Genomic DNA, 17,844 nt, shown 5'->3' on the forward strand with positions numbered 1-17,844 from the left:
GAGGGGACCTGTCGCGGGACGGTGGCGGCGCGGTGATCCGGAAGGGATCAGCCGGGAGACGTGATCGCCCAGCGGTCGTGATCGCGCCACTGGCCGTCGACGAGCTGGAAGGCAGGTGAGTGGCCTTCCAGCCGGAACCCCAGACGCTCCACGAGCCTGGACGAACGGACGTTCCCGGGCTGGATGTTGGCCTCGAGGCGGTGGAGACCCAGCTCCTCGAACGCGTGACGGATCACGAGCCCCAGCCCTTCGGTCATATAGCCGCGGCCGGTGGTGGACGCGTACGCGACGTAGCCCAGGGCGCCGCTTTGCAGGGAGCCCCGCACGATGTTGTTGATGTTGGCGGCCCCCACGATCCGGTGCCCGTGTGCGGAACACTCCGCGCGGTCGCCGGTCCCCGCGGCGCCGTCGCCCGTTCCGCAGAGGCAGATCACGAAGCCTTCATGGGTCGGCAGGCCGCAGCGGGCGACGTAGTCGGCGAACGCCTCGGGGGTCGGCTCCCGCCGGGGAATCCACGGCCTGTGCAGCTCGGCGCTCTCCTGGAGCCGGGCGGTGATTTCCGCGTAGTCGTCGTGCCCGACGTGCCTGATCGCCACGCGAGGTCCGCGGAGAAGCCAGGGTGCTTGTGGGGTCGGCATCGCTCGAAGTCGTCCGTCGGGACCGGAAGTCGTCGGAAGTCGTCGGCAGGGAAGCGGAGTCGGCAATGCTACGGACCCCGCTGCCTCGGGTGTCCGGCGCCCCCACCCCCGGCTCCGGCCCCGTCCCCGACTGCGTGGTCGCGGGCCGAAGCCGGCAGGCCGGACCCGGGCGGCGGCAGGTTCCGGTGTGGCCCGGCCCGGGTGAACCGGACCGGACCGCGGGGCCGGGTCACATGGACGGCTTGAGGACGACGAAGTCCGCGCCGAAGGGGTCGAGACAAACGGCCATGCGGCCGACGCCCTCCGCGTCCTCCGGGCCCATGACGACGTTCCCGCCGAGTCGGGTGACCTTCGCGATGGTCTCGTCGCAGTCGGTGGTGTGGAAGACGGGGTGCCAGAACGGGTTGCCGCCGGCCAGCGCGAGGGCCTCCTGCGGGACCTCCATCAGGCCGCCGTGCATCCGCTCCTGCGGGGCGCCCGAGGGACCGATGATCGTGTACGTGCCGGCCTCCTCGCCGGGCATCGGCATGTCCGTGAACTCCCAGCCGTACAGGCCCCGGTAGAAATCCTTCGCCGCGGCAGCCCCGGTCGTGTACAGCTCGACCCACATCAGGGAGCCGGGCTCGTCCACGACCTCCACGCCTTCCGTCTTGCCCGGCTGCCAGGCGGCGAACTGCGCGCCCTGCGGATCGGTGAACTGGGCCATGCGGCCTTGGTCGTTGACGTCGAACGGCTCGACCCTGACCGTGCCTCCGGACTCCCGGACCTTCGACACCGCCGCATCCACGTCGGGCGTGCTGAAGTAGATCATCCAGGCCGAGCGCGCCCCCTCGTCGAGGGGCCCGAGGGCGGCGACGGTCCTGCCTTCGGACTTGAAGAGGCCGAACCCCTCCTCTCCCGACCCGAACGGCTGGAACGTCCAGCCGAAGACCCCGCCGTAGAAGGTCTTCGCGGCGGCGGAATCCCTCACACCGAGATCGAGCCAGCAGGGGGAGCCAACAGAAAAGTCAGTGGTGATCATGGCGATTCCCTTCGGGAGGTCCCTGACACGAAACAGGCTCCCACCGCCCACCGACACTCGCTCGCCGAGCGGGTGCCCCGTGCACCGGAACCGGCGCAAACCCGCTGCTCACAGCCCCGGAGGCGGCTCCGAGGGCCCGGAATCCGCCGTTTCCGGGCCAGCCGCCACCGCCCGCTGCCGCACAGCGGCGGGGCGTGCGGCCCGGAACGGCACGGACCGCCACGGCCCGGTCCGGCCCCGGGTCCTCGACCTCGTGCGCCGGTGGTGCGCGGATCGGGCCCGCCCTCCGGCACCGGCATGGCCGACGCCCGTGTCAGTCCGGCCGCGTGAGCCGGCCTTCCGCGACGAGCGCGTCCACGGCCTCCTCGATCGCTTCGAGCGCCGTGTGGCGGGGCCGGTTGCCGAGCAGCCGGCGGGCCTTCTCCATGCTCCGGTGCGGGCTGTGCGCGATGTGGCTGTACGTCGCCCCGGCGTCCTCGGCGGAGACCGTCTCCCGCCACCGCTCCCACGGCACGAACTCCAGGCGGGGCTCCTGCCCGAACCATCCGGCGACGGCCTCCGCGTAACCACGCAGCGTCACGGCGGTGGACGCGACGGAGTGGAAGCTCTCCCCGAGCGCCGCCGAGCGGTTGGCGACGGCGTCCATGAAGACCTGTGCGACGTCGTCGGCGTGGACGTGATGAAGCGTCTCCATGCCGAGGTTCGGGAGCGTCACCTTCTCGCCGTCGGCGAGCGCCTGAAAGGTGCCCGTGTTCAGATTCCCCGCGGGGTTCACGGGCACCCACCCCGGCCCCGTGATGTGGCCGGGGTGCACGACTGTGGCGGGGAAGCCGTTCAGCCGGGCCTCCGCCAGGAGGTACGCCTCGATGGCCGCCTTGTTGCGCCCGTACTCCTCGAGCGGGCGCCGCGGCTCGGACTCCGGCGCGGGGACCTGCCCGCTCGGCCCGTACACCCAGATCGTCCCGCAGTGCAGGAAGTGCCGTACCCGTCCGGCAAGCGCCTCCACCAGGTGGCGTGCGCTCTCCTCGCGGAAGCAGATCATGTCGATGACGACGTCGGCCCCGAGCTCCGCGACGGAGGCGCCGAACGTCCCGTCCGCCTCGGCCGCCTCCCGGTCGGTCACCACCGTCCGTACGTGCCGCCACGCACCGTGCGGTCGGTATGGCTCCCGCTGCCCGCGGCTGACCACGACGACCTCGTGTCCCGCGCCGACCAGACGCGGGACGAGAAAGGAACCGACATGCCCGCTGCCCCCGAGTACCGCGATCTTCATTCACCTGATCGTAGATGCGGGCGCCGTCCCGTCCCAGAGGGCCGGCCTCACCGGTGGAGCGGCCGGCCGGGACACCGGCGAGGCCGAAGCCGACGGGGTGCCTGAGAACCGGGAGGGTCTCGTCCGTGCATGCCCGGCCCGGGGGCCGCCACGGTGAGATCGGTGATCCGCTGCGGCCTCGTCCGTGCATGCCCGGCCCGGGGCTCCCGCCCCTGCGATGAGTTCCGGCTGCGCCGCGTGTCTGTTCCGGTGACCGTCGTAGCACGCCACGCGACGCCGCCGGCACGAGAGACCACGGAGGACACCATGACGAGAACGCCGGACGAGACGACCACCGGGCTGCCCGGCCGCCCGCCCGTCGTCGACCTGGCCACCTGGCAGGCCGCCCGTGACGAGCTCCTGGTCCGCGAGAAGGCCCACACCCGCGAAGGCGACACGCTCGCCGCGGCTCGCCGCCGGCTGCCGATGGTGGAGTTCGACGGGACAGTCGAGGTCGTCGGACCCGACGGCCCGGTGCCGTTCCTGGACCTGTTCCAGGGCCGCGACGAGCTCCTGGTCTACAAGCACATGTGGCACGACGGCGCACCCCACCAGGGTCAGTGCGAAGGCTGCACCACAGTCGCCTGGAATCTGAAGGACGCCGTCTACCTCAACGCCCGCGGTGTCTCGTTCGCCTTCCTGACCACGGGCCGATGGGACGAGGTGGCTTCCTTCGCGGAGTTCATGGGCTACACCCAGCCCTGGTACTCGGTGCGCGACGTGGACGAGCCGGTCGGCGGCAGCATGGGCTACTTCACCTGCTTCCTTCGCGACGGCGACCGTGTCTTCCTCACCTACTCGACGACGGGCCGCGGCATCGAGCCGGCCGGCGGGTTCTTCGCCCTGCTCGACATGACGCCCTACGGACGCGGCGAGGCCTGGCAGGACACCCCCGAGGGGTGGCCCGAGGGGCACGACCCGTGCTGGTACTGGCGCTCGGACGCGGACGGGAACGCCACCTGGGGCCCGACCAGCCGACCTGTGCCCCAATGGACCCGTCCCGGTGCGACCCCCGTGGAGAGCCTCGGCCGGCGCGACGACCACTGACGCGCGGCGCCGGCGGAGCCGGCAGGGGTGCCGGGCGGAGCCCTGACGCGGCGGCCCGGCCCCTGCCCCATGCTGACCGGTCTGCGGAAGGTCACCGGCGAGGGGTCACCACCACGCCTCACCCCGCACCACGGGGTGCCGGGAGCGGCCCGCGCGGGCGTCCCTCAGCAGACTCTCCGGATCGCGGCGCGACCTTGCGAACCTGCCGGCCGCCGCCCAGCCGTCCCCCTTGGAGACGATCGTGTCCTCGCCGCTGCCGACGTGCACGAACTCGCCGCTCACCACGGCCAGTACGCTTTCGTCGAGCACCTCCAGCAGCAGCGGGACGGTCCGCGGACGGACGGGCCGCAGCCGCAGCGTGCCGTTGGCCTCGGGCCCGGACGGCGGCTCGTCCCGCCACACGCCGGCGGCGTCCGCGGTTTCCTCGGCCACCGCCAGACCGGCCCCGGTGAGGGCCTGCCGCCAGGCCTCCGCCCGTGCCCTGAGAATCCGGTACTTGCCCGGCTCCAGGCAGCGCGAGTACTCCTCGTCCGGCCGGGCTCTCCCCGCCCGGACGAGGGTCCGGCCACGGCGGCGTCTCTGCCCCCGTCACGGCGAACGCCACGTCAGCGGCCTCACGAAGTCTCGTCGCGTCCATCCCACGAAGCTACGACGGCAACGGACGCCCGCTCACGTGGTTTTCGCGTGCGGCGAGCGGCGGGCCCCACCGCCGCCCGCCGGGCAGGCATGCACCCCTCGTGCGGCGTCGAGGCGTCAACTCCGCGGCGGCGGCGTCCACTTCGGCCGCGGCGGCCCGTCCCGCGCACCGGGTCAGGCGAGCACGGCGGGCAGCGGCCGCGCGTGCAGCACCGCGAGGCCGGAGACGGCGCGGGTGAGGGAGACGTAGAGGCGGCGCAGCCCTGTACGGGTGTCGGGTTCGGCACCGATGATCGCGGCGGGTTCGTCCAGGACGACGTAGTCGTACTCCAGGCCCTTGGCCAGCGTCGCCGGCACCAGCGTGAGCCGGGCTCCTTCGTCGGTCTCGTCGCCCGGAGCCAGGTGCGGCATGCCCGCGGCCTCCAGGGCACGCGCCAGCGCGGGCACCCGTGCGTCCGCGGCGATCAGGCCCACCGATCCCTCGTTCCGCAGGGCCGCCCGGCACGCCCCGACGACCTCGGCGTCCAACTCCCCTGCGGGGCAGGCCCGTACGGAGAAGTCCCCCGGCGACTCCCGGACGGAGGTGGCCTCCCGCAGACCCGGCGCGATCTCGGGCAGCAGCCGGGACGCGTACGCGATGACCTGACGCGGCACACGGAAGCCGAGCGTCAACTCCTCGACGGCGGCGGCAGGTTTGCCCAGATGGTGCAGGGCCTCCTCCCAACTCGCCGTCGCCCAGGGGGTCGTGCCCTGAGCGATGTCGCCCAGCACGGTGACGGAGCCAGTGGAGCAGCGGCGGCCGACCGCCCTGTACTGCATGGGTGAGAGGTCCTGCGCCTCGTCGAGGACGACATGGCCCAGCGAAGGGGTGCGCCGCACCAGGTCGTCGACCTCGTCGACGAGGACGGCGTCGGCCGCCGACCACGGCGCCGACTTGACCCCCCGGGCGGGCTTCGGCCACAGCACGGCCCGCTGCTCGGCCTCCGTGAGGATGCCCTCGGCGTGCTCGGCGAGGAACTCCGCGTCCGACAGCAGGCGCAGCACCAGCTTCGCCGGATCCACGGCCGGCCAGCATGACTTGACCACCGCCTTCACGGCCGCGTTCCGTGCCACCGCGTCCTGCACACGGTCGTCCGGAGCTTCGCCCGCCTGCTCCATGCGCACCAGCACCGCGTGCGCGATGCGTTGCGGCAGCGCTTCCCGCGCGGCCCCGTACCGCATGTCGCGGGCCAGCAACTCCTCGATCAGGGCGGCCAGTTCGGGCGCCGGGACCCGCCAGCGCCGCGAGCCCCGCACCACCACGCACGTCTCCTGCGGCATGCTCACCCCGGAGCGCACCGCCCTGCGCAGCACGCGCGCCATGCGCGCGTCGCCCTTGACGGCCGCCGCCTCCGCGCCGTCCTCGCCGCGTACGGGGACGTGCGCCACCAGTTCGGTGACCGTCGCCTGGCGCACCGACATCTCGCCGAGCGCCGGCAGCACCTGCTCGATGTAGCGCAGGAACGAGGAGTTGGGCCCGACGACGAGCGTGCCGGAGCGGGAGAGGCGTTCGCGGTGCGTGTAGAGCAGATACGCGACGCGGTGCAGGCCCACGGCCGTCTTCCCGGTACCGGGCGCACCCTGCACGCACAGGGAGCCCTCGATCCCGGCCCGCACGATCTCGTCCTGCTCGGGCTGGATCGTGGCGACGATGTCCCGCATCGGGCCGACGCGCGGACGCTCGATCTCCGCCTGGAGCAGGCGCGACGTCGTCCCCTCGTCGCCCGGCTCGGTCAGGTGCTCGTCCTCGTACGCGGTCAGCTCGCCGGCGGCGTATCCGAACCGGCGGCGCAGCGCCACGTCCTGCGGGTCCTTCTTCGACGCCCGGTAGAAGGGCTGCGACACCGGGGCGCGCCAGTCGATCACCATCGGATCGCCCTCGGCGTCGTGGACGTGACGGCGGCCGATGTAGAAGGTCCGGGCGGGCACGTAGTCGAGCCGGCCGAAGAAGAGCGGCGTGTGCGCGAGGTCGGCGAGCGACCTGATGCGTTCGTCGAGGCCGGCGCGCAGCACCTCGGCGTTGACCCAGTTCGCGGTGACGTCGGTGATGTCGAGGGCTTCCGCGTCCTCGCGCATGGCACGGAGCGCGGCGCGGGAGGCCGCCAGATGGGCGCGTTCGTCGTCGAGGGGATTGCGGGCGTGGCCGGGGACGGAATGGGCAGGGGCGGACACTGTTTTGCCTCCGGGCGGAATGCGCGGTACGCGTACGGAACGGAAGGCCGACCGGTTTCCGAGCGGTCGGGGTCCTCCCCGGACCGGGAGGCGGCAGACGCGGAATCCTAGTGGCGCCGCAATGGGCCGGGCCAACGGATTTCCCCCGTACGGGGCTGAGCCTCATCGGAAGGGAGAGACGGTGCAGGGGACACGGCGGCCGGACACACGCGGCGGGAGCCCCGGCAAGGGCGGCGGCACCGCCGGCAGGGCCGCGAGTACGGCCGCGGAAGCCGGTACCTCTGCCCACGGCGGCGGCACCACCGACGGCGGGGGCAGCACCGCCGGCAGGGCCGGCGGCACCACAGGCGAAGCCGGGAGCACCGTCGCCGGCGGGAGCGGGACGCGTGCCGCCGCCGCACTGCTCCTGGTCTCGCTGGCCGCGCTCGCGGCGCTGTTCGCGGTGCGGCGCTTCCCGGTGGCGGACCTGCTGGTCTACCGCGCAGAGGGTGCCGCCGTCGTCAACGGCGGGGACCTGTACGGCTTCACGGTCACGGCGTGGGACCTCCCCGCGACCTATCCGCCGTTCGCGGCGCTGCTGTTCGTGCCCACCGTGTGGCTCTCACCGGCCGTTGCGAAGGCCGCGTTCGTCGCCGGCAACGCCGCCCTCGCCGTGCTTCTCGTCCATCTCTCCCTGCGTCTGGCGGACGGGCTGCCGGGCGGCGGCGGAACCGGCCTTCGTGCGGGGCGCTGGAGCCGCCGGGCCGTGGTGCTGGCGGCGACCGCAGCCGCGCTCTGGCTGGAGCCGGTCTTCCAGACGCTGGTCTTCGGCCAGATCAATCTGCTGCTCGTCTGCCTCGTGCTGTGGGACTTGGGACGTCCCGACGGGGCACGCGGCAAGGGCCTGGCCGTCGGCATCGCCACGGGCATCAAGCTCACGCCCGCGGTCTTCGCCGTCCATCTGCTGCTGACCGGACGCGTGCGTGCGGGGCTCACGGCCCTCGGGGGCTTCGCCGGCACGGTCGCCGCGGGCGCGCTCGTACTGCCGTCCGCAAGCTGGGAGTTCTTCACGCACCGGGTCTTCGAGACGGCACGCGTCGGCAAGGTGTGGATCGTCGACAACCAGTCGCTCCAGGGCCTGATCGCACGTGTCGCGCACACGTCGGAGCCGGGTGTGCTGTGGCTGGTTCCCGCGGCCGTGGTCGCGGTGGCCGGGCTGGTGCTGGCCCGTCGTCTGCACGTGCGGCACGGGCAGGACGCGTGGGCCGTCATGGCTGCCGCGTTCACCGCGCTGCTGGTGTCCCCGATCAGCTGGTCGCACCACTGGGTGTGGTGCGTGCCGTTGCTCGCTCTGCTCGCGGCCGGGCGGGCGCGGCCCGGCGCCGGGCACGCCGCGGCGGCGGCCGTCGCGGCGGTGTTCGCAGCGCGCACGCTGTGGCTCGTGCCGAAGCACGGCGCCGCCGACCTGAGGCTGGAGTGGTGGCTGCAGCCGTTCGCCTCGCCGTACGCGCTGCTGACGCTGGGGCTGCTGGCTGCCGCCGCCGTGCGCTGCTACTCGCCGTCGCTGTCGGGGGCGGCCTCCGGCTGGGCCGTCAGCAGGTCCTGGGAGTCGACGATGCGGTAGGCGTAGCCCTGCTCGGCCAGGAAGCGCTGCCGGTGGGCGGCGAAGTCCTGGTCGATGGTGTCGCGGGCGACCACGGAGTAGAAGCGTGCCTCGTGTCCGTCGGCCTTCGGACGCAGGATGCGTCCCAGCCGCTGGGCCTCCTCCTGCCGCGAACCGAAGGTGCCGGAGACCTGGATGGCGACGGTCGCCTCCGGCAGGTCGACGGAGAAGTTGGCGACCTTGGAGACGACCAGCGTGCTCAACTCGCCCTCGCGGAAGGCGTTGAAGAGCTTCTCCCGCTGCTTGTTCGTGGTGTCGCCCTTGATGACGGGCGCGCCGATGTGTTCGCCGAGTTCGTCGAGCTGGTCGATGTACTGGCCGATGACGAGGGTCTGCTGGCCCTCGTGCCGTTTGACCAGCGCCTCGGTCACGCGCCGCTTGCTGTCGGTGGTCGCACAGAAGCGGTACTTCTCCTCGGTCTCCGCGGTCGCGTATGCGAGCCGTTCGGAGTCGGTGAGGCTCACGCGCACCTCGACGCAGTCGGCGGGCGCGATGTAGCCCTGTGACTCGATCTCCTTCCACGGTGCGTCGAACCTCTTGGGCCCGATGAGGGAGAAGACGTCCGACTCGCGGCCGTCCTCCCGCACGAGCGTCGCGGTCAGGCCGAGGCGCCGGCGGGCCTGGAGGTCCGCGGTGAACTTGAAGACGGGCGCGGGCAGGAGATGCACCTCGTCGTAGATGATCAGGCCCCAGTCGCGCGAGTCGAAGAGCTCCAGGTGCGGATGGATGCCTTTCCGCTTCACCGTCACCACCTGGTACGTGGCGATCGTGACCGGCCGGATCTCCTTCCGCGTGCCGCTGTACTCGCCGATCTCGTCCTCCGTGAGCGAAGTGCGGCGCACCAGCTCGTTCTTCCACTGGCGGGCGGCGACGGTGTTGGTGACGAGGATCAGGGTCGTCGCCTGCGCCTGGGCCATCGCACCGGCGCCCACCAGGGTCTTGCCCGCGCCGCAGGGCAGCACGACGACGCCGGAGCCTCCGTGCCAGAAGCCCTCGACGGCCTGCTGCTGGTACGGGCGCAGCGACCAGCCGTCCTCGACGAGGCCCACGGGGTGCGCCTCGCCGTCCACGTAGCCGGCGAGGTCCTCGGCGGGCCATCCCAGCTTCAGCAGCATCTGTTTGATCTGCCCGCGCTCGGAGGGGTGCACGGCGACGGTGTCCGTGTCGATGCGCTCGCCGGTGAGCGGCTGGATCTTCTTCGACCGCAGCACCTCTTCCAGCACCGGCCGGTCGCTGCTCTCCAGTACGAGGCCGTGCGTGGGGTGCTTGAGGAGCCGGAGCCGGCCGTAGCGGGCCATCGTCTCGGCGACGTCGACGAGGAGGGCGTGCGGCACGGGGTAGCGGGCGTGGGCGACGAGGGCGTCGACGACCTGCTCGGCGTCGTGCCCTGCGGCACGGGCGTTCCACAGGCCGAGCGGGGTGAGGCGGTAGGTGTGGATGTGCTCCGGTGCCCGCTCCAGCTCGGCGAAGGGAGCGATGGCACGGCGGCATTCGTCGGCCTGCTCGTGGTCGACCTCCAGGAGCAGCGTCTTGTCGCTCTGGACGATCAGGGGGCCACCGTTCACGCGTGCTTCCTCCGTCTCGCGGTGCTGTGCGGTCCGGCGGTCTCCGGTTGCGCGCTGCGGATGCCGACCGGTCAAACCTCCAGTGTGCCGCATGGGTCCTGTTGCGGACTGTGGAGCTGCGGTGGAGGACGGTGTGCAGTGCAGGCGGCGCAGGGGAGTCGGCACACGCCTGGCTCGGCCTTCCCGACCGCCCCGGACCCCGCACGGATGGCCCCCGCGCCCGCACGCGGCCGTGGCCGCGTGCGGACGAAGCGCCGCGCACGGGCGCCCGGGCCGGACATCGCCTCGCTCGGGACGCCGTCCGTCACAGCAGGGCCGCGGCCAGGAGCGGCAGCAGGACGATGATGAGCAGCGCGCCGACGATGTCGAAGGAGATGCCCGAGCGGATCATCTTGGTGATCGGCACGGTGCCGGACCCGTAGACGATGGCGTTCTGCGGCGTGGACACCGGCAGCATGAAGCCGAACGACGCGGCGAAGGTGGCCGCAAGGGCCGGCGTCAGCGGGTCGACGCCGGCGGCGACGGCCAGCGGGATGACGATCGGCACCACGACCGCGGCACTCGCGGTGTTCGAGGTCGTCTCGGAGACCACGATCGCCAGCAGCGCTCCGAAGACCGTGATGGCGACGGCGCTGCCGATGTTCAGGGCACCGAATGCCCCCTTGCCGATGGTCTCCGCCAGCCCCGTCTCCTCCAGCAGGGTGCCGAAGACGACGCCGGAGCCGAACAGCACGATCGTGCCCCAGTCGATCCGCGCGGCGTCCCCCCACCGCAGTGTGAACTCGCGTGCCTTCCAGTCCGTGGGGAGCACGAAGAGCAGGGCGGCGCCGAGTACGGCGGCGACGCCTTCGTCCAGGTTGTTCGACGCGGTCTCGTAGGCGCTGGAACCGGTGCCCACGACCAGGCCGACTACGGCCGGGAAGACCCACAGCACGACCGTCACGGTGAACGCGAACAGCGTGTTCTTCTCGGCGCGGCTCATCCTGCCGAGCGCGGCCCGCTCGCGGTGGACGTACTCCTCGACGCCTGTCAGATGCCGGACTTCGGGGCGGTTGAGCAGCAGCAGCACGACGGCAAGGCCCACGAACATCAGGGCGCAGATCGGGAACGCCATGGCCATCCACGTCCCGAAGGGGATGGGCTTGTCGGTCGCCTTCTCGATCAGCTCCCGGCCGATCAGGTTCGGCGGGCTGCCGACGGGGGTGAGCAGGCCGCCGACGCTGGCGCCGTAGGCCAGCATCAGCATCATCGCGAAGCCGACGCGCATGCGGGTCGGGTCGAAGCGGTGCAGGGTGCCTTCGGCTTCGTGCTTGTCCTGGACGAGGTTGCCGATCACGCCGAGGATTCCGACGGCTGTCGGCATGAGGATCGCCACCGTCGCGGTGTTGGAGATCCACGCCGAGAGGAGGCAGGTGATGAAGCCGAACGCGATGACGATGCGGAGGGAGCTGCGTGCGACACCCGGCACCGACAGGATGCGGAAGGCGAAACGCCTGGCCAGGCCGTGTACGAGCATGGACTGCGCAAGGATGAAGGCGCCGATGAAGGTGAAGACCGTCCCCGAGCCGAACGGTGCGAGCACGCCGTTGGCGCCTTCGTCTCCGCCGGCCCCGAGCAGCACCAGCAACGAGGCGCCCAGGAGCCCCGAGACCGGGATGGGTATCGGCTCGGTCACCCAGGCGACGATCACCCCCGCCAGTACCGCCGCGACATTGTGCTGGGTCTGCGGAATGTCCAGCGGCAGCAGGAACACGATGATCGTGGCCAGCGGCGCCAGGAAGAATCCGGCCGTACGCCGCGCCTTCTCGAACCGCTCCTCTGCCGGGGAGAGCTTCTGCTCGGCGAGACCGCGGTAGGTGGAGCCGCCCAGCAGCGCCTTCTCGACGTCGACGCGGCCCGGTGTATTGCTGGGTTTCGACTGATCGCCGGTGATGGCCATGTCATCTCCTTCGAACTCGGATCCCCCAGGGTTTTCCTGACGCGGCTACGGGCTGAGCGCGGCTTGGCCCGTAGCCGGCGACTCGGTCGGTCGGTGGTTTCTGGCCGTGGTGAGAGTGCCAGTTCGCGGTTCTGCGGGGAATGGGCGGTCAGCCGTTTTCCAGGTTTGCGATGACCGCGTTCGTGACCTCCTCGGAGGTCGCGGTGCCGCCGACGTCACGGGTACGTGTCCCGCTGCCCGTGGCCGCCTCGACGGCACGGCGCACGGTCTTCGCCTCGTCGGCGAGTCCGAAGTGCTCCAGCATGAGGGCGGCGCTGCCGATGGCGCCCAGGGGGTTGCACAGCCCCTGGCCTGCGATGTCCGGTGCCGAGCCGTGCACCGGCTCGAACATCGAGGGGAAGCGCCGCTCGGGGTTGAGGTTCGCGCTCGCCGCGAGGCCCAGGCTCCCGGTGATGGCGCTGCCGAGGTCGGAGAGGATGTCGGCGTGCAGGTTGGTGGCGACGACCACCGACAGGTCCTCGGGCTGCAGGACGAACTTGGCGGCCATGGCGTCGACGAGGACGCTTTCGGTCTCGACGTCGGGGTAGTCCGCCGCGACCCGTTCGAAGACCTCGTCCCACAGGACCATGCCGTACTGCTGGGCGTTGCTCTTGGTGACGCTGGAGACCTTCTTCCGTGCGCGGGTGCGCGCCAGGTCGAAGGCGAAGCGCATGATGCGCTCGCACCCGACCTCGGTGAAGAGCGCGGACTGCACCGCCACCTCCGAACCGGCGCCGCGGCCGGCGAGGTTGCGCCCGCCGAGCCCCGCATACTCGCCCTCGGAGTTCTCCCTTACGACCACCCAGTCGAGGTCGTCGCGGTCCGCGGTGCGCAGTGGACTTGCGATGCCCGGCAGGAACTCGACGGGACGCACGTTGGCCCACTGGTCGAAGTTCTGGCAGATCCTCAGGCGCAGTCCCCAGAGGCTCACGTGGTCGGGCACGGTCGGCCAGCCCACCGCCCCGAAGTAGATGGCGTCGAAGTCCTTGAGCTGTTCCAGTCCGTCCTCGTCCATCATCTTCCCGTGCTCGGCGTAGTAGGCCGAGCCCCACGGGAATTCGCGCCAGTCGAAGGCGAAGCGGCCGCTGGAGCGTGCCGCGAGTGCGTCGAGGACGGCTCGTCCGCACTCCACAACCTCGACACCCACGCCGTCCGCGGGGATGGAGGCGATCTGGAAGGTCTGCTCGGCGGTCACTGGTGATCCTCCGGCCTGTCGGCGTCAAGTGGCTCACGTGGGAGTGAACCGCTGCGACTCCTGCGGTGTCCAAGACCGGCTTCTGATCCCGGTGATAGGCCCTGCCTATGAATCGCTGCCTATGAGTCGCTGTCCATGACCGCTGACGACGACGGCTGGGCGGCGTACCGCTCGACGCACACGGTGAAGGCCTGAGCGGCCGGTGTCAGTGCCGCCGCTCGGGTCACGAAGGTGATCCGGAGCAGGGAGACCGGCTCGATGTGGCGGACGTGGGCGCCCGCAGTCTCGGCCAGATGCGTCCAGGACGACGGCATCACGGCATGGCCCACGCCGGCCAGGACCATGGGCAGGATCGACGTGCGGTGCTCGACCTCGACCACGATCTGTGCCCCCACGCCGCTGGACAGCACGTCGTCGACGAGCTGACGCATGAGACTTCCGGGCTTGCTCACGACGAGCCGCATCGCGTGGAGTTGCCGGCGTTCGATGGCCGGTCGTGTTCGTGCCTTCCTCCGCTCGTGCCCCGGAGGAGTTCCCTCGCCGCTGCCCGGGGGCGAGATGAGCACCAGTGGCTGGTCCTCGATGTGCAGCACCCGCACCCCCTCGGCCGGCGGCGTGGATGCCGCGCCGAGGACGCCCAGTTCCGCTCGTCCCGTCTTGACGAAGTGGATGACCTCTTCCGGTGTGAAGGCGGCTTCCACTGTGGCCGTCATGGTCGGGTGTCTGCTGGTGAAATCGTTCATGATCGTGGCCAGGGGCTCCATCCCGGGGCTGGGCATGGAGACCAGCTCCACCCGCCCGCGTTGCAGACCACGGACGGACTGCGCGGCGGCCTTGGCGGAGTCCAGGTCCCGCAGCACCTGACGTGCCGGCTCGACCAGCTGGGAACCCGCATCGCTCAGCACGATCCCCCGGCCGACACGGTGGAACAGGGGCACGCCGAGTTCGCGCTCCAGCGTTCTCATCGCCTGGGAGAGGGACGGCTGTGCGATGTGCAGCTGCTCGGCGGCGCGGCCGAAGTGCTGGTGCCGGACGACCGCCAGGAAGTAGGCCAGCTGTCGCGCGTCCATGTGCCACCTCCTGCAGACGGGTGGGCGCAGCCTACTGATGGTCCGGAGGTCCGCCCTGTGGCCTGCGACGGCCGTGGCCGCCGCCGCGCCGCAGCGGACCGTTCCGTGCGTGCCCGGGCCGCGGGGTCGCGGCGCGGGAGGGGCGGCAGTCCGGTGCCCGGGCGGGAAGGCCGGAGCTCCTGTGCCGCTTCGGGTGAGGGCCACACGGGCGCCTGCCGTGCGTGTGGCCACGAACCAGGTGAAAGCGCCTATACGGTTATACGTCTGGACACAAGGTGTAGTGGTCCGTATGAGATGCGTGGCCGTATCCGAGGGCGCGTTGAACGGAACTGACGAAGGAGAGCGACCGGGATGGCGACGAAAGTTGCGGTAACCGGGCACATGGAGCTGTCCGAGGACACGGTGCCGCTCGTACGGGCGGAGCTGGAGCGGCTGCTGCGCATGTTCGAGCCCTCCGGGCTCGTGGGCCTCTCGTGCGTGGCGGCCGGAGCCGACTCACTCTTCGCGGAGTCGGTGCTGGCTGCGGGCGGACGGCTGGTGGCGGTGCTGCCCAGCCGCGACTACCGGCAGGCCACGGTGAAACCGGAACATGCCGAGACCTACGACCGGCTCACCGCCGCGGCCGACGAGGTGCTCGTGCTGCCGTACGCGAACGCCGACCGCAAGGCGTACGAGGCGGCCAACGCGGTGCTGCTGGAACGCGCCGACCGGCTCGTCGCCATCTGGGACGGCCAGCCGGGATCGGAGGAGAAGGGCGGCACGACCGCGGACATCGTCGCGAACGCGCGGAACGCCGGTCTCGCTGTCGACGTGGTGTGGCCGGCGGGCGCGTCCCGGAGCTGACCGGTGAAGGGGCCGGATCCCGCGGTACGGCCGCGGGCCCGGCCCCGTCGGTGAGTTCGGGCGGGGCCTCTGCGCGTGGAGAGCGGGGACTCCGCCCGGTCAGGGCCCGGCCAGTTCGGCGGCGCCCGTGATGCGGTGCAGCGGATAGGTGCGGATCTCGTCCGCGGTGTGGTCGTACGCCGTCACGAATCCGCCCTCCACGCGCACCGGCGCGATGACCCGCTGGCTGGCGGCCCCGTCGGCGTTGACGTAGCCGATCCACACCGCGTCTCCCGACTTCGCCGCCGACCGCATCATGGCGATGGTGTCCGCCGACGTCGTGCGCGGCAGGGCACCGCCTCCCGCGCCCGGGGGCTTCGGCACCCGTCCGGACGGCTTCGGTGCCCTGTGCTTCGCCGTCGCCGCGTGGTCGCCCGCCCGGATCGCGCGCACGGCGGCGGTGAGCAGCGCCGCGTCCGGCACCGGGGGGCCGTCGGGCACCGGGTCCGGAGGGGTGCGCGGCGGGGTGCGGCGGGCGTCCGCGCGGGCGATGACCACATCCCCCTCGGCGGACTCGGCGGCCGGTGCGTAGCCCATCTCCCGCAGCTTCGCGAGCAGTTGGTCGGGCGGAAGGGACGAGGCGAGCACTGTCGGCGCCAGCAGCCGCAGTTGCAGCGGCGCGGAGCGCCTGTCCGCGGTGATCTCCGTCAGGAGCGCGTCGTCGTCGCAGCGTACGTACGAGGACGCGGCACCCACGCGCAGCCTGCCGTGCCTGCGTGCGACGTCGTCGACGAGGTAACTCAGCGGCTGCGGGACGGGAGTTCGCGAGTGAGCGGCCAGGAAGGCGTGGATGTCGCTCGCGGTGCGCCCGGCGTCGAGGGCCCGCCGCACGGACGCCGGAGTGAAGCGGTAGACGGTGGCTCCGCCCTTGGACTCGACGTCGGCGAGCACGCCGAGCATGGCCGCCAGCGGCCGCTGGAGCGGCCCCGGCGCCACGGCCGTCAGGTCGGCCTGGAGCAGCATGTGGTCCAGCGGCTCGGGCAGCAGCGGCGCCAGGCCGGCCGCGGCCCGTGCTGCCGCGCTCTCCAGTTCGCCCGCCGTGGGTGTGCCTCCCCCAGCCGCCGCCGGGGGTGCCTCCAGCCAGGGCAGGACGAGTTCACGCGCGTACGAGGCGAGGGCACCGCGACCGGTCAGGCCGAGCAACTCGGCCTCATGCAGGGCCCATTCGGCAAGCTGCGTGCGCAGGTCGCCCGCGGACTCGCCGGCCGCGCGCCCGGCGCCGCGCAGCGGGCGCTCCCACCGCAGCCGCGCCAGGACGGAGTACTGCGCGGGCGCCGAGCCCGCATGGAGGGAGGCGAGCAGTCCGAGGGTCCGGCGGCGCACGTCGGCCGCGAGGCCGCGGTCCAGGCCCTGGCCGAGCGCGGCGAGGGCGCGGCCCTTGGCGTCCCGCGTGCCGACGAGGCCGGGCACACGGGTGCCCGTGAGCCAGCTCACCACGATGCGGGACCAGCGCTCGTGTGCCGGGCGGCGCAGCCACTCGTCGTACGCGGGTGTGGGCGCGTAGGCCTCGTCCGGTTCGCCGTCGGGGGCCAGCAGGCCCGCCGCGTAGGCGAGTTCGATCCAGAAGGCGGCGGTCGGCTCGGGCACGTCGAGGGAGGTGGCGGTGCGTTTCAGGTCCCGCACGCCGAGGCCGCCGGCGCGCAGTACGGACGGCGGGTCGGTCTCCCAGCCGGAGAGCAGGTCCTCCAGCGTGTCCAGCGCGGCGAGGGCCTGGCCCGCCGCCGTCTCGTCCGTGGCCTGCGGGGGATGCTCCCGCCGGACCTCCAGCGGCGGCGCCAGCGGTTCGACGTGGCGGTGGGCGCGGCCCGCCCGCAGGCTGAGCGCCACCTCGCGGGGGAGTACGACGGTGCGGGGCGCGGTCCTCACCAGCAGGGCGCGGTCGAGCAGCCACCTCACGGGCCCCGAGGGCGAGTCGGTGTGCACGGAACCGTACGGCGGGCCCCAGCGCAGCTTGTCGAGCATCGCGAGCGACTCGGGCGGTGCTCCGTCGAGGAGCGCGTCGGTGCGCTCGCGGTCCGCGAAGAGCGAGGTGAGCCCGGCAAGTGCGCTCACCGGGTCGTGCGTCGCGGGGAGGCCGGTCGCGGCGAGGATGTCCTGGAGCCGCCCGGGCGACATTCCGGACGTGGCCTCCGCGAGTGTCGGGCCGAGGCCGGTGGGCGAGGGAACCGAGGGGGAGGGGGTGAGCAACTCCCGTGCGGTGCGCACGAGATGGAGCCGGTCGTCGCCGCCCCACAGCAGGGCCTGCTCGCGGAGCGTGCGCAGGGCGCGCGGCAGTTCGGCGGCGATGTCCTCCGGGTCGGCGCCCGCTTCGCCGGTGGCGGGGTCTCCCGTGAGGAGGGCCCGGAGCGTGGCGTACGAGCACGGGTCGGGCGCCACGGCGATGGCCTCGGCGGTCTGCAGGGCGAAGCGGTCCAGCCGCTCCACGGCCCGTACGACGGACGCCCTGGTGCCCGCGCGGGTCGCGAGCTGGGTGAGGTCGTTGGGGACGGGAGAGAGCAGGTCCGGGCGGCTGCGGAGCAGCTCTGCGAGTGCCGCGTCGTCGCGGGCTCGCAGATCGTCGGCGAGCGTACGGGGTGCGGCGCTGCCGGCGCCGCTGTGCTCGGTGCTCATCCAGCCCACGTTAGCGCGGGCGGCGCAGGGTACCGTC

Annotated in this window: 12 protein-coding genes and 1 pseudogene; 3 read left to right on the forward strand and 10 right to left on the reverse strand. The window is 72.4% G+C overall.

The window, feature by feature from the left end:
- Positions 1–47 precede the first annotated feature (47 nt).
- From H180DRAFT_RS01165 to H180DRAFT_RS01175, 3 genes are all read right to left on the reverse strand, one after another.
- Positions 48–638 carry a GNAT family N-acetyltransferase gene (locus tag H180DRAFT_RS01165; RefSeq protein ID WP_055484059.1) on the reverse strand — a complete coding sequence of 197 codons (591 nt, stop codon included), beginning with the start codon at positions 636–638 and terminating at the stop codon, positions 48–50.
- Positions 639–867: 229 nt separating this feature from the next.
- Positions 868–1,659: a VOC family protein gene (locus H180DRAFT_RS01170; RefSeq protein WP_055484060.1), complete on the reverse strand. Its 792-nt coding sequence runs from the start codon at positions 1,657–1,659 to the stop codon at positions 868–870.
- 313 nt (positions 1,660–1,972) lie between these two features.
- Positions 1,973–2,932 carry an NAD-dependent epimerase/dehydratase family protein gene (locus H180DRAFT_RS01175; RefSeq protein ID WP_055484061.1) on the reverse strand — a complete coding sequence of 320 codons (960 nt, stop codon included), beginning with the start codon at positions 2,930–2,932 and terminating at the stop codon, positions 1,973–1,975.
- 306 nt (positions 2,933–3,238) lie between these two features.
- Between H180DRAFT_RS01175 and H180DRAFT_RS01180 the strand changes: the two genes are divergently transcribed.
- On the forward strand, positions 3,239–4,018 hold the full coding sequence (locus tag H180DRAFT_RS01180) for a DUF899 domain-containing protein (protein WP_055484445.1): 780 nt from the start codon (positions 3,239–3,241) through the stop codon (positions 4,016–4,018).
- Positions 4,019–4,123: 105 nt separating this feature from the next.
- Here H180DRAFT_RS01180 and H180DRAFT_RS29650 read toward each other — a convergent pair.
- Positions 4,124–4,552, reverse strand: a pseudogene (locus H180DRAFT_RS29650) (DUF6226 family protein); the annotation flags it as partial.
- Positions 4,553–4,828: 276 nt separating this feature from the next.
- Positions 4,829–6,865, reverse strand: a complete 2,037-nt coding sequence (locus H180DRAFT_RS01190; protein ID WP_055484063.1) for a HelD family protein — start codon at positions 6,863–6,865, stop codon at positions 4,829–4,831.
- 400 nt (positions 6,866–7,265) lie between these two features.
- Between H180DRAFT_RS01190 and H180DRAFT_RS01195 the strand changes: the two genes are divergently transcribed.
- Complete coding sequence (locus H180DRAFT_RS01195) at positions 7,266–8,468, forward strand: glycosyltransferase 87 family protein (protein WP_079099797.1); 1,203 nt, start codon at positions 7,266–7,268, stop codon at positions 8,466–8,468.
- Here H180DRAFT_RS01195 and H180DRAFT_RS01200 read toward each other — a convergent pair.
- The 4 genes from H180DRAFT_RS01200 to H180DRAFT_RS01215 form a co-directional block, all read right to left on the reverse strand.
- Positions 8,396–10,072: a DNA repair helicase XPB gene (locus tag H180DRAFT_RS01200; RefSeq protein WP_055484065.1), complete on the reverse strand. Its 1,677-nt coding sequence runs from the start codon at positions 10,070–10,072 to the stop codon at positions 8,396–8,398. The genes H180DRAFT_RS01195 and H180DRAFT_RS01200 overlap by 73 nt on opposite strands.
- A gap of 304 nt (positions 10,073–10,376) precedes the next feature.
- A complete protein-coding gene (locus H180DRAFT_RS01205) occupies positions 10,377–12,011 on the reverse strand; it encodes an SLC13 family permease (protein ID WP_055484066.1) in 1,635 nt (544 codons plus the stop codon).
- 148 nt (positions 12,012–12,159) lie between these two features.
- Positions 12,160–13,245: a tartrate dehydrogenase gene (locus H180DRAFT_RS01210; protein ID WP_055484067.1), complete on the reverse strand. Its 1,086-nt coding sequence runs from the start codon at positions 13,243–13,245 to the stop codon at positions 12,160–12,162.
- 119 nt (positions 13,246–13,364) lie between these two features.
- On the reverse strand, positions 13,365–14,315 hold the full coding sequence (locus H180DRAFT_RS01215; RefSeq protein WP_055484068.1) for a LysR family transcriptional regulator: 951 nt from the start codon (positions 14,313–14,315) through the stop codon (positions 13,365–13,367).
- Between the two features lie 351 nt (positions 14,316–14,666).
- On the opposite strand from H180DRAFT_RS01215, the gene H180DRAFT_RS01220 reads away from it, so the two are divergent.
- Positions 14,667–15,158, forward strand: a complete 492-nt coding sequence (locus tag H180DRAFT_RS01220) for a hypothetical protein (RefSeq protein ID WP_055484069.1) — start codon at positions 14,667–14,669, stop codon at positions 15,156–15,158.
- A gap of 99 nt (positions 15,159–15,257) precedes the next feature.
- Here the strand turns inward: H180DRAFT_RS01220 and H180DRAFT_RS01225 are convergent, their stop codons facing one another.
- Complete coding sequence (locus H180DRAFT_RS01225) at positions 15,258–17,807, reverse strand: helicase-associated domain-containing protein (RefSeq protein ID WP_055484070.1); 2,550 nt, start codon at positions 17,805–17,807, stop codon at positions 15,258–15,260.
- Positions 17,808–17,844: the final 37 nt, after the last annotated feature.

It is taken from the genome of Streptomyces sp. WMMB 322, assembly GCF_900090145.1.
Classification (GTDB): Bacteria; Actinomycetota; Actinomycetes; order Streptomycetales; family Streptomycetaceae; genus Streptomyces.

Bases quoted from the DNA above. Each gene is read 5' to 3' on its own strand.
- H180DRAFT_RS01165 (WP_055484059.1), bottom strand. From the start codon at position 638: ATGCCGACCCCACAAGCACCCTGGCTTCTCCGCGGACCTCGCGTGGCG.
- H180DRAFT_RS01170 (WP_055484060.1), bottom strand. From the start codon at position 1,659: ATGATCACCACTGACTTTTCTGTTGGCTCCCCCTGCTGGCTCGATCTC.
- H180DRAFT_RS01175 (WP_055484061.1), bottom strand. From the start codon at position 2,932: ATGAAGATCGCGGTACTCGGGGGCAGCGGGCATGTCGGTTCCTTTCTC.
- H180DRAFT_RS01180 (WP_055484445.1), top strand. From the start codon at position 3,239: ATGACGAGAACGCCGGACGAGACGACCACCGGGCTGCCCGGCCGCCCG.
- H180DRAFT_RS01205 (WP_055484066.1), bottom strand. From the start codon at position 12,011: ATGGCCATCACCGGCGATCAGTCGAAACCCAGCAATACACCGGGCCGC.
- H180DRAFT_RS01215 (WP_055484068.1), bottom strand. From the start codon at position 14,315: ATGGACGCGCGACAGCTGGCCTACTTCCTGGCGGTCGTCCGGCACCAG.
- H180DRAFT_RS01220 (WP_055484069.1), top strand. From the start codon at position 14,667: ATGGCGACGAAAGTTGCGGTAACCGGGCACATGGAGCTGTCCGAGGAC.
- H180DRAFT_RS01225 (WP_055484070.1), bottom strand. From the start codon at position 17,807: ATGAGCACCGAGCACAGCGGCGCCGGCAGCGCCGCACCCCGTACGCTC.